At 34.7% G+C, this 12,635-nt stretch carries 9 protein-coding genes, 1 pseudogene and 1 other annotated feature (1 of these 11 cut by a window edge); of the genes and pseudogenes, 4 read left to right on the top strand and 6 right to left on the bottom strand.

Going from position 1 to position 12,635, the window contains the following annotated elements:
• Positions 1-11 precede the first annotated feature (11 nt).
• Positions 12-1,541 (bottom strand): annotated as a pseudogene (locus HMPREF9402_RS05850) (spore germination protein).
• A 415-nt stretch (positions 1,542-1,956) separates the two neighbouring features.
• On the opposite strand from HMPREF9402_RS05850, the gene HMPREF9402_RS05845 reads away from it, so the two are divergent.
• The 3 genes from HMPREF9402_RS05845 (at position 1,957) to tpiA (ending at position 5,918) form a co-directional block, all read left to right on the top strand.
• Positions 1,957-3,882: a response regulator gene (locus HMPREF9402_RS05845; RefSeq protein WP_006783426.1), complete on the top strand. Its 1,926-nt coding sequence runs from the start codon at positions 1,957-1,959 to the stop codon at positions 3,880-3,882.
• 162 nt (positions 3,883-4,044) lie between these two features.
• A complete protein-coding gene (locus tag HMPREF9402_RS05840; RefSeq protein WP_006783425.1) occupies positions 4,045-5,133 on the top strand; it encodes a glycosyltransferase family 4 protein in 1,089 nt (362 codons plus the stop codon).
• Positions 5,134-5,165: 32 nt separating this feature from the next.
• Complete coding sequence (gene tpiA, locus HMPREF9402_RS05835; RefSeq protein ID WP_009606804.1) at positions 5,166-5,918, top strand: triose-phosphate isomerase; 753 nt, start codon at positions 5,166-5,168, stop codon at positions 5,916-5,918.
• A gap of 323 nt (positions 5,919-6,241) precedes the next feature.
• On the opposite strand, the gene HMPREF9402_RS05830 is transcribed toward tpiA, so the two are convergent.
• From HMPREF9402_RS05830 to HMPREF9402_RS05820, 3 genes are all read right to left on the bottom strand, one after another.
• Entirely contained in the window at positions 6,242-6,700 is a 459-nt protein-coding gene (locus tag HMPREF9402_RS05830) for a universal stress protein (RefSeq protein WP_006783423.1), read from the bottom strand.
• A gap of 122 nt (positions 6,701-6,822) precedes the next feature.
• Positions 6,823-7,239, bottom strand: a complete 417-nt coding sequence (locus HMPREF9402_RS05825) for a YrvL family regulatory protein (protein ID WP_006783422.1) — start codon at positions 7,237-7,239, stop codon at positions 6,823-6,825.
• Positions 7,240-7,303: 64 nt separating this feature from the next.
• On the bottom strand, positions 7,304-9,430 hold the full coding sequence (locus HMPREF9402_RS05820) for an alpha-amylase (RefSeq protein WP_006783421.1): 2,127 nt from the start codon (positions 9,428-9,430) through the stop codon (positions 7,304-7,306).
• Between the two features lie 405 nt (positions 9,431-9,835).
• Here HMPREF9402_RS05820 and HMPREF9402_RS05815 point away from each other — a divergent pair, with 405 nt between their 5' ends.
• On the top strand, positions 9,836-10,873 hold the full coding sequence (locus tag HMPREF9402_RS05815) for a DUF2600 family protein (protein ID WP_009606808.1): 1,038 nt from the start codon (positions 9,836-9,838) through the stop codon (positions 10,871-10,873).
• Between the two features lie 10 nt (positions 10,874-10,883).
• Here HMPREF9402_RS05815 and HMPREF9402_RS05810 read toward each other — a convergent pair whose 3' ends face one another.
• Both HMPREF9402_RS05810 and HMPREF9402_RS05805 read right to left on the bottom strand, forming a co-directional pair.
• Positions 10,884-11,447, bottom strand: coding sequence for a tRNA (mnm(5)s(2)U34)-methyltransferase (locus tag HMPREF9402_RS05810; protein ID WP_009606817.1), 564 nt, complete (start codon positions 11,445-11,447; stop codon positions 10,884-10,886).
• Positions 11,447-12,400 (bottom strand): TIGR01212 family radical SAM protein, encoded by a 954-nt coding sequence (locus tag HMPREF9402_RS05805; RefSeq protein ID WP_006783418.1) that lies wholly within the window; start codon positions 12,398-12,400, stop codon positions 11,447-11,449. Before HMPREF9402_RS05805 ends, HMPREF9402_RS05810 begins: the two co-directional genes overlap by 1 nt.
• Before the next feature lie 224 nt (positions 12,401-12,624).
• Positions 12,625-12,635: a binding site (T-box leader), on the top strand; it runs 204 nt beyond the window's last position.

The raw sequence follows: 12,635 nt of genomic DNA, 5'->3' as shown, positions 1-12,635 counted from the left end.
CATCCTTATCTTTAGTCTTCATTAGATGAATGGTTAACATTATCCATCGAAGAATTCGTGTGCTTAAGACTAAACCTCAATATTGTATCTTTTAGGGCTTTAAATTTTAATGGACTTAATGGAGTCATATAAGAATAACCTGTATTATGGAGAGCGCATAAATTGATAAATAGTCCGCATATACCGAGTGCAATCCCGTATAAACCAAGAGCAGCTCCTAATAAAATAAAAGTCATTCTTAAAAAAGAGGATGGAACATGTAATGAAGGGATAACAAATTCTGAAATGGCTGTTAGTGCAATAATCATGACCATTGGTGTACCGACAAGTCCAGCTTGAACAGCAGCATCACCTATTACCAAAGCACCAATAATACTAACTGCGGTCCCAACTGGCCGAGGTAGACGCAGTCCAGCTTCACGCATAATCTCGTAGATTAAGGCAATGATTAAAGCTTGATAGATTAAAGGAAAAGCAGTTGTTTGCTCTGAAGTAGCAATTCTGTAGAGTAAGATTTCAGGCAGTAGTTCGGGATGATGATTTCCAAGTGCAACATAGAGCCCAGGTAGTAAGGTAGTGAGGATAAAGGCAATATATTTAATGATACGTAGAAATGATACGTAAACAGGTTGAGTCGTATAATCGTCAAGATTTTGAAAATGATCAGAAAAAAAGAAAGGTAAGAAAATAGCGAAGGGTGACCCATCTACTAGAAGCACAATTCTTCCTTCTGAAAGTTTAGAACAAACAAAATCTGGTCTTTCGGTTGTACCGATGTCTGAAAAGATTGAAAAGGGTTTACCTTCTAAAAAGGGAATCAGGTAACCTGTATCCAGAATAACGTCTAAATTGATTTTATTTAGCCTATCCTTAATATAAGCTAATAATTCAGGATCTGCTTTATCGGTTAAATACATCAGACAAACATCTGTGTTGCTCTTTTTTCCGACTTGTAGTAATTCAAATTTTAAATGATTAGATTTTAATCGTCGTCTAACCATTGTCATGTTAATTCGAATGACTTCACAAAATCCCTCCCTAGAACCGCGTATATTAGTTTCACCTGACGGTTCATCGGGGGATCTAAATGCATAGCCGACCATAGAGAATGCAATGGCTTCTTGATATCCATCAATTAGAATGGTGACTGATCCGGACATAATCATATGAAAGATTTCCTAATAAGTTGAAATCTCCTTAATATCAACTCCCATCGCGAGGTGATCTTTAATAAATGAACTTAGATTTGTTTTTTTTATGTCGTTTAATTCTAAGTTCATCATTGGGGCTAGAACCATTTCAGATAGCTGAGTCATATCGACCATAGATTCTATTGTAATAAATGCAATCTTTCGTCCTTTAATCGTCGTCTCTTTTATAACTAAATCAGCCGAATCATGATATTTTTCTTTTAATCTTTGGAGCGTTTCAGTTAAATTCTTTGAAAGTAGTTCAGCGTTAGTACTTGAATGAGCGGGTTTATATTGATAAAGTGAGGGGTTCTTCAAATAAGATAGTTTACTTCGGATAAATTTGAACATATCGTCACCTATTTTCATTTTTTGTCTATATATTTTTTGAATTATTTAGAAATCTATTCTAAAAAAGACAATAGAAGATATGAATTACCATAAAATTTTCTTTAAATTTGTGTCATGTGACAATAATGAAAGATTCGATTTCTCTTGCTTCAACAGATAAACGGGATTTTAATTGTTTAAATTTCTTGAATAAAAAATATGTTTTTAACATGATATTTACGACATTCCAAGTATTTCTACATTTAAATTAGCGAATTCATTGAATCTATTTATGAAAACCTTTATAATAGGAGTGATATAAAAGGAAATAATTTGAAAAAGAATGTATATACTTAAATGGTATTGGGGATACCTATTAGTATCGAAATCTTTAAGTAGAAAGTGGGGTTTCTGTTAGAACTTAACAGGTGATTTTATGAGAATTATTGAAATGGATAGGTTAGTTAAAATTTATGATGAAGTTGATACAGTGGGGAGTCCCTCGTGGTATACTAATTTATTAGAGTTGGCTTGCGGTTTTTTTGAATATAAAGTGAATGAAAATACTTGGTACGTAACGGAAAAAGTGAAACAACTTTTAGATGTTGAGGGGCATTCAAATCGTCATTCTAAATCTCAAAGTTTATTTGAAAATGAATCAATCAATGAAATCATTGAAAGTTTTTTATTGAGTCCAGAGGTTATTCTGACTCAGGATTTATTACTTCGTCATAAACATGAGCCATGGGAAACGTTAATGATAAAATGTGCAAAAGTGTTTGATGATGACAAAGTGTTAGTTGTTCAGGGGATGATTATTGATGTCACCAATAAAAAGCGCCATGATGTCATCGATGGGCAGTTAGAAAAATTACAGGCACTTGGTCAATTAACTAGTGGGGTTAGTCACGACTTTAATAATCAGTTAAATGGGATTTTAGGTTATGTAGCGCTCATGAAAACGATGACAGAAGATGAAACATTGCTTCGTTATATGGATGGGATTGAGCGATCAGTTCGTCATTCAACTGAATTAACGCGTCAGCTATTAGCTTTTTCACATAAACCGGAAAGTAAACGAATGAATATCGATTTAGTTCCCATCGTAAAAGATACAGTTAATATGTTAAAACATACGATTGATCGTCGAATTTGTATCGATTTACAAATTGAACCAGATGAATATTTTATTTTAGGGGATTCTTCGCAGCTTAATAATGCGATTTTAAATTTATGTATTAACGCTCGAGATGCTATTAAAGGTCAGGGGAGAATTGAATTAGTTTTAACACATGCTCAAATGGAGAGCATTCCTGGAAATCTTTTGAATACAAATATTACGCCTAATGACTATGCTATTTTAAAAATCACAGATACCGGTTGTGGAATTGAAGAACGTTTACAACATAAAATCTTCAAACCATTCTTTACAACAAAAGAAGTAGGAAAAGGAACCGGAATGGGACTTGCAGGAGTTGTCGATGCGATTCGCTCACATAATGGAGCACTTACATTAGAGTCAGTCGTTGGGAAAGGAACAACATTTACACTGTATCTTCCAATCAATCATGGAATTGAAGAAGTCATTAACGAAGAATCTATTCCACGGGGTGCGGGGAAGATTTTATTAATTGATGATGAACTATCAAATCTTGAAATTACGGAGGCGTTACTTGAGAGTTTTGGATATAGTGTGGTTGCTTTTTCAGATCCAAAACAAGCCGTTAAACATTATGCTAAAGCAGCAAATCAATATGATTGTATCTTGCTCGATGTTATCATGCCTGGTTTAAGTGGCGTGGAAGCTTTTAAAGCGATTAAGCTCATTAATCCGGATGCTAAAGTTATTTTATTAACGGGAGTTAGTGATCGTTTTGAGTTAGATTTCATTTTACGTCATGGAGTAGATGCATATGTTCCAAAACCGGTAGACCACTATACGTTATCAAGTGGTGTTTATAGTGTTATCAACCCTAAACCATTCGATGTTAAACCAATTAAAGCAGAACAGTTAATTGAGTTATCAATGTCTTTAAATATTTCATATGCTTTAGAACGCATTGCAGGAAACGTTAGGTTATATTTACGCATCGCTCATAATTTTAGAAAACATTTCTATATGATTGTAGAACATCTACCTCAGTTGATTGAATCGAACTTAGAAGATGCTATTCGAACGGTTCATACGATTAAAGGGTTATCCGCACAACTAGGAGCAGATGAGTTATACGAATATAGTCGTGAATTAGAATCTGCTTTAAAAGCTGAAGCGGGATTTGAAGATATTTTAAGTATCTTCCTCGAAGAGTTCATGGAAGTAACAGATGAACTAGGGCGTATTGAAGACCAAATTAAACGATAAAGGGTAGAGTTTATACTACCTTTTATTTTTGGTTATACATGGATAATATGTGGATTTTATTTGAAATTTTAAGGGTTTGTGAAGTTCTTTTTTGAGCTATTATTCTAAACAGATGAAATTTGTGGTATAATAACAGAAAAAATTAAATATTGAGGTGTCATTATGATTTACCTATTAGTCATAAGCTTTTGCTTTATTTTAGCGGTAGTAATTACGCCGTATGTGATTAAATTGGCTCATTTTACGAATGCAGTTGACCAACCAAATCAACGAAAAGTTCACAGTAAAGTGATGCCACGAATGGGAGGACTCGCTATTTACATTGCCTTTTTAATTGGATACATGGTATTCAATGTAAAGGGAAAGGCACTGGATGCGAGTGAGATTGCATTTATTGATGCCTACTTTATTGCCTCATTTGTCATTATCGTCACAGGAATGCTCGATGATATGTTTGAACTTCCAGCTAAACCGAAAGCATTGGCTCAACTAGTTGCAGCACTCATTATGGTCTCATACGGTCATTTTATGATTGATAAAATCTACTTGCCGTTTATTCCTGTTATTGATTTAGGCTGGTTAGGCGGAATCGTCACAGTTGTTTGGATTGTTGGGGTGACCAACTCGATTAACTTGATTGATGGATTAGATGGGTTGTCTTCTGGAATTTCTGCGATTTCATTTGGAACCATGGCGTTTTTAGCAGCTTTTCAAGGAGAACTTTTTGTTGCAACGATGTGTTGTTTATTACTAGGATCAACTCTTGGATTCTTAGTGCATAATTTCCATCCAGCTAAAGTGTTTATGGGAGATACAGGATCATTATTTTTAGGATTCTCGGTTTCTGTCTTTTCTTTACTTGGATATAAAAATGCAGCATTCGTCTCATTCATTGTTCCAATTATCGTTTTATCGATTCCAATTTTCGATACGCTATGGGCCATTATTAGACGTACATTAAATGGTCAATCACCGTTTGCACCAGACCGTGGACATGTTCATCATCAATTACTAGATCGTAATTTAGGGCATGTTAAAAGTGTTTTAGTGTTATATGGAATTGCTTTATTATTCTCGTTAACAGCTATTTTATATACTGTTTCATCGAAATTCTATGGATTAGTTATGTTAGTGATTGCGATTGTTGTTGTTGAGTTAGTCTTTAACACAACGGGGTTATTTAGATCAAAATCAAAAAATAAGAAGAAGGCAGAGGAGAAAGTTGAGGGAACGACCTCTTCTGTTGAATAATAGAAATCATGATAACTTAGAGGTGGAGAAAAATGAGAAAACCAATTATTGCTGGAAACTGGAAAATGAATAAAACACGAGATGAGGCGTTACAGTTTATTTATGCGGTTAAAGATAACGTTGTATCATCAGAAACTGTTGAATCAGTTATTTGTGCACCATTTCCATATTTACGTTGTTTAGTGAAACGTCAAGGAAATGCACTTCGTATTGGAGCACAAAATATGCACTTTGAAGAAAATGGTGCTTATACAGGTGAAGTTGCTCCGGATATGTTAAAAGGAATTGGTGTCTCTTATGTTGTGCTTGGTCACAGCGAGCGCCGTGAAATGTTTAATGAGACAGATGAAACAGTTAATAAAAAAGTTCATGCTGCTTTCGCGAATCATTTAATTCCGATTGTGTGTGTCGGTGAATCTTTAGCGGACCGTGAAGGTGGGATAACAAATGAAGTTGTCGATACTCAAACGGTGAAAGCTTTAGAAGGATTAACGCCAGAACAAGTAAAAAATGTTATCATTGCTTATGAACCAATTTGGGCTATTGGAACGGGGCGTACTGCAACAGCTGCACAAGCAAATGAAACCATTGGTTATATTCGCTCAGTTGTTGAACGAGTATATGGAACAGAAGTTTCTGAAGCTGTACGCATTCAATATGGTGGATCAGTTAATCCATCAAATATTAAAGAGTTAATGGCTCAAGAACATATTGATGGAGCATTAGTTGGTGGAGCATCACTTGATCCTCAATCATTCTTAGCTTTAGTTAATTATCAAGGATAAACAAAAGACGTTAGGTGGTAGGCCTAACGTCTTTTTCTTTAATGAGCTATGTATTTAAAAGAGAAGAAAAACACCTTCAATGCCAATCACTTAAGGTTTTCAAAGATATTATATTTTTTTGGATGAGTATTGTAGCCTAGTAGAGTGGATTAACATAACTTATGCTTAGATAGTTGTTACAGGTTGATTGATAGGCATTAATACGTCCTGTTATAACAGAATAGATGGTATAAATGACGATAAAATGACGATGGGAATTTAAGAAAACAAGAGATGAAAAATAAAAAAGATGCCTCTAGTTAGAAATGGCATCTTTTTATTTATTATTTTTCGTGATTACGAATGATGTTAACATCGCATTTTGCATGCTTTACAATATCGAATGAGACGCTTCCAAGTAAGAAACGGTCAAATCCAGATTTATTACTTGCTCCACATACAATTAAGTCTACCTCATATCCCGGAGCAATAACTTCAGCAATTGCAAGCCCTGGTGATGAACTATACGTTTGGACAATCTCAACCTCTTTAACGCCTTGATTCAAAGCCATTTCTTTGTATTTCTCTAATTCTTCATCCATGTAATTTGAGAAATCTTGTTTGAAAATATGAGTGGTTGATAACATTCCAGTTGGATCAATTGGAGTATAGATAATGGTATTTTTTTTAATATGACAAATCGTCAATTTTGAATTAAATACAACAGCAGAATGTATAGCAGAGTTGAGGGCTAATTTTGACTTTTCACTATCATCAACGGCCACTAAGATATTACGATACATGCTGTATCCTCCTTTCGATAGGAACTTCCTAATCTACTATTATTATACACCAAAATAAAGTAAAACGCTATCATTATTTACCTATATATGGTATATAACTAGTATATTCCTTATTAGGAGGATTATTCATTCAATGATTCGTCTAATTCCTTGTTTTTCTTCTCCAAAAAAATCGTGAATAAAATCAATAACACCGCAAAAATAATTTCTCCAGTTGTTGAAATAACCACATGAGGCATCCATTCATCTACAAAATGAATGATCCAAAGTGATGTCAAGAAATCAAGTGTACGATCCAAACGCATCATATTTTGTTTTGAGAGATTCAGTCCAGTACTGAGTGCATGGGTTACAAATTTTTCGAGAGCTTCGATTGGAAAGCTTAATAACATAATAAGAGCTAAATAAGAAAATAATGCCCAGATAGAATTATATTTGATACCAGAAAACCATAACAGTCCAAGAATCGGAAGAACCATGGCAGCCCCTAAGAGCAAAATTCCAGCACTATAGCCCAGAATATTTTTTAAGATTTTCACTTCATACTCCTCCATATAAAAAAGGTAACATCTGTTGATGTTACCTTTAATTATAGCATGATTCTTATAGTTTGATAATTTTAACTTCACCTGGTTGTAAATGAACTCTTAAATTTCCATTTAAATCAAATTCATGAACTTCGCGTCCCCATTCATGTGTTGAATACAGTAAACGTCCTGTTAACCAGTTGTTACCTGATTGATAACGTAAATCTTCAATATGAACGGTTACATCGATTGGAGAGTACATGTTTGTACTAGCGACAATAATGAAAAGATTATTGTTGAAGTGTCCACGTTTTCCGTCTTCGATATAACCGAATCCAATAGCAGGATCAGACAGACGATCAAATCCAAGTCCAATGAAGTTTTCAACATTAGTGAAGGTTTCTAAATGCTCATTACGGATTTTTGAGATAGCGTCTAATGTATCAGGAATATCCCAACGCATATGATTTAAGTAATGAAGTGCAAATTTATCAAATAAGGCTAATTTACCGAAGTAACGGTCTCCTGCTGGTAACATGTATTGCTCATTATCACGACAATCGAGTCCAGTGTTCATAGGTTGTGTTTCATAAACCTCTTGACCAGAGTTGATAAAAGGAACTCCATTCGGCATAAACATATTCATAATCGTTAACATTTTAGATAATGTACGTCCACCTTCGCGTGCTGCAAGACGTGGAGTATCATGTGTTTCACCACCTGCGAATACTGGGCAAGGTAAGTGACGAGATTCATACATAAAGTTATGAGTACGGTGTTCTCTGACACGTGGTTCTTGGTAGAATCCGTAACCGATGATCATGTTATAACCGATGTTACGAGATGTCCAAGCATTTTCATCTTGTAATTCTTCAGCAATGAAGCAGAAGTCTTTATCATTTGCACGAGCATTTGAAATAATACGATCAACAAGTTCTGATGGTAAAGCATGTCCCATATCGATACGTGCTCCATCAATTCCGTATTGTTGTTGATAGAATGGAATCACGTTTGATAATGTTGCCCATAAGCCTTCATTAATCACATTTCCTTTATAAAGGTTTGATTTGATTGTATCGAATAAAATGTATGGAGCAGGATTTGCACCACCTAAATATTTTTGACTTTCAACTGGATGATCCATATACATACGGAAGAATGTAACATCAGTCCATGGTGGTTGAACGTCATTGATATGATCTGAGAAGGCTGGAGCCACTGTTAATCCGAAGTCACGTTTAACTAGGTCTAAAATAGAAGCACCTTCTGTTTGTTTGTATTCTTCAACTAAACGATCCCATTTCTCTGAATCGATTATATTTGGAGCGTATGAGAATTTGCGAATATGATTCCATACTTGTTCTGATTGATAAACATATGGTAAAAATTCTGGTTTTGGTGTTAACGTATCTCCAAGACCTGGTACGTAAGGTGGATAATACTCATGGAATGTATCCGTGTATACCCAATAGAACCAATCTGGATGTTCAACAATTAAGTCACTTTCAACCGAGTTAGTACGTGGAATAATATCAATCATGACTTTCATATCTAAGATATGGCAAGCTTCAACGAAAGCTTGGAATTCTTCTTCGACTGTCATATTTGAACCTGTCATTGGATCTTTTAAACTAGGATCTAGTTCAAAGAAGTTACATACCCCATAAGGAGAACCCAGTTCACCTTTTTTATCTTTTAAAGAGAATTTTGAAATAGGTAACATATAAACTGTATTAACACCCATTTTTTTAAGTAGTGGTAAAAGGGCTAATGATTTAACGAATGTACCTGTCTCTTTTAATCCATAAATGTTTTGACTTTCTAAATCACCACTGCGATCATGATCCCATGATGTTGAAGTACGAACCATCATCGAATAAACAGTTGCTTTTTTAATCCAATCTCCACCTAAATATCCTGGTTTATCTACGAAAGAATGATGTAATTGGCTTAATGATTGATTATAATTAACGCCTTCTTCAGCTTTTGGTAAGATATATGATTCAATGACGCGACTATAGAAATTATATGGATTAACCATAATTTCCCCCCAACTTGTGCGCACCACTTCGTCCCCATCATAATTCCATGCATTCCATAAATCTGGAACCACATAATTATAAACTGATACATTGTTTATTTGATTTTTTAGAATATCGAGTAATTGTTTTAATTTGCTTCCCTCTTTTGCTGGTTGCGCCATTACTATTCCTCCTTGTCTCCATTTATACGTCTCATTATAGCATCTACATGTAAAAAAAAGTATAAATATAAGCGATTTCAAACAATCTTGTAACCGATTACCCATTTGAAGTGAAACGATTGAGTTTGAATCGGAAGAGTTGAAACTGTAGTCTTTTGTAAGGAAACATCAGAATATGTAAAATATAATGAAGGTTTTAAGAAAATGTCTAATTTTCTTGTTTGAAATGTTAGCAATCGTCCTAAACTATATAAGTCTAGATTAGTTTTTCAAACTTGGAAAACTTTTGCTTTTGAACCTGAAATCTCTTTGGATCCAAAAGCTAGAGTACGGAATTGATTTTAAAATACAAAAATCACGTTTATTTATATAGAAAGAATCATTTTTGATGGTGAGGTGAGTTAGATGATCTATCCAATCTTGATTTCAAGATTTTTTAAAAGCTATCAACCCAAGACGAAACAACTATTAGAATTTTATAAAAAACAGGCGGAACAGATTACCGATCCAACCTTAAAAAAAGAGGCACTGGCTAGTTTAGAGAGTAAAGCATTTCATTGTTATGGGGCTTCTTTTTATGCCTCTTTAGTTTCAACTGAATCTCAATTTGAATATTTAAAATTTATGACTGCCTATCAGACAATCTGTGATTATCTTGATAACCTCGTCGATCAAACGAAACTCATTAATGAAACGAACTTTAGACGATTACATCAAGCCTTGATAGATGTGTTTAAAATAAGTGACCCAACACTAAATTATTATCAATATCAAACGCAACAACTCGATGGAGGATATCTTATTGGACTCGTTCGAATGTGTCGCAAATGTTTGCATCAAATTCCTCACTATGACCTATATGCAGCTTGGTTAACTAAATTAGCTGCTCTTTATGTTGATTTACAAGTTTACAAACACCTACATGTCAATGAGCGTGAAATCAAGCTTAAACAACTTGTTGCGACACAAAAGAGATTAAGAGGGGATCTAACTTGGTATGAATTTAGTGCGGCTTGTGGCTCAACACTTGGGATTTTTACGATGGTTGCTTATGCAATGAATCAGTCAAAATACAACGTTCGTCCTGAGGTGATTTTCAATTGTAGTTTTCCATACGTTCAACAATTACACATCATGATGGATTATTTGATCGATTTAAATGAAGATATCCGAGACGGAGAACTCAATTTCTTCTCCTACTATGATACATATGAAGAAGGAATAGACACCCTTTTAAAAACGTATCAGAGTGCTCAAAGAAGTGTTAAAGCTTTACCAGAGGTTAAGTTTCATCAGACGATTAACGATGGTCTTTTCGCCTTATACTTAGCAGAAGGTATAAAAAAAGAACCGAAACTACAGTCGGTTCAAAAACAATTATTAAAGCCTCTTGGGTTTAGAGGAAAGTTTTTATATTATCAAGCATCTAAATTTGTGCGATAAAGCAATGACTTTATCGCACTTTTTCAATGGCTACAATAAATGGGGCAGTAGGGCGATTGACAAACTGATACTGTAAAACTTGTGTCGTTCCTGAATCAAGTGTGGCTAAGCAGTCTTCTAAAAAATGACGTTCAACTTTTCCTTCTTCATGTCCGTGATAAATCACTAAAATAATCAGTCCATTTTTCTTAAGTAGCGATAACATATCAGTCACAGCTTTCCACGTTGTTTCACCAGTCGTTGTAATCGATTGATCGCTACCAGGTAAATACCCTAAGTTGAAGATGGCTGCACTGATTTCTTCCGTGACATAATTTAAAACATGTTGATGCCCATCAAGGATTAATGAAACATTCTCAAGTTTTGCTTCCTCAAGTTTTGCCTTCGTACTATCGATGGCCTCTTGTTGGACATCAAAACTAAATACTTTACCAGACTCCCCAACAAGTTTTGCCAAAAATAAGGTGTCGTATCCATTACCAGCTGTGGCGTCGATTACTGTTTCTCCGGAAGATACAATTTTTTCCAATAGAGACTTTGAGAAAGGTAAGACGCGTTCAAGTGTTAGAGCCATTACACTTCCTCCTTCTTATACAGACGTCCTTGGTATGTATGACGTTCTTTCAAACGAGCATCAATCGCATTTAAGACTTCCCATTTTTTTAAACTCCACATTGGACCAATTAATTCTTCACGTACGGCATCGCCCGTTAAGCGATGAATGACCATTTCAGGTGGTAGAATTTCTAATTGATCGACGACTAAATCGATGTATTCATCTTTATCCATCAATTGAAGCATTCCTTTATCAAGCATTTTGTGCATTGGTGTTCCATCGATGACATGGAGTAAGTGAATCTTAATTCCTTGAACGTCAAGTTTCGCAACAGCTTTTGCTGTTTCAAGCATCATTTCACGTGTTTCTCCTGGTAATCCATTAATAATATGGATAATCACATCGATGTTATGTTTGCGAAGTTTTTCAACTCCCTCGACAAGCGTTTTAAAATCATGTCCGCGATTAATTAATTTTCCAGTTTGATCGTGCATCGTTTGAAGCCCCAGTTCAACCCATAAATTCACGCGTTGATTTAACTCACCTAGATACTCAACCACATCATCTGGTAAACAATCTGGACGCGTTCCGATTGAAAGTCCGACAATATTCGGATCACATTCTAAAACGGCTTCGTATTTTCGTTTTAACACCTCAACGGGAGCATGAGTATTGGTAAAAGCTTGGAAGTAGGCGATATATCCCGCTTCAGGCCATTTTTGATGCATCATTTCGCGCACTGAATTAAATTGTGTTTTTAAATCATCTTCAGGTTTTCCGGCGAAGTCTCCACTCCCTTTTGTACTACAAAACGTACATCCACCGTACTTGACAGTACCATCAATATTCGGACATGTAAATCCAGCATTGATCATAACCTTAAAGATTTTTTGATTATATTTTTCACGTAAATGATAATTTAACGTGTGATATCGTTTGTCTGAATAAGAATATTGAAAAGGATTATCCATGATAACGTCTCCTATCTAATCTAATATATCGTCGTATGTTTATGAATCTTAGCCTAAGTCAATCTAGAGTGAATGATCAGATTTATTAGGCATTTAGTCATCTCTCTTTCATTATTTTATCATACTGAACAAAATCTTTGAAATTTAACACGGTTTTTATCGTAGAATTATTAAAAAATGTTGTATTTTATGAAAGTTTTGATATAATCTTTCTTATAATAACTTATAAAGCTAT

This window comes from Turicibacter sp. HGF1 (assembly GCF_000191865.1).
GTDB lineage: Bacteria > Bacillota_I > Bacilli_A > MOL361 > Turicibacteraceae > Turicibacter > Turicibacter sanguinis.
This window is presented reverse-complemented; position numbering and strand designations above follow the sequence as displayed.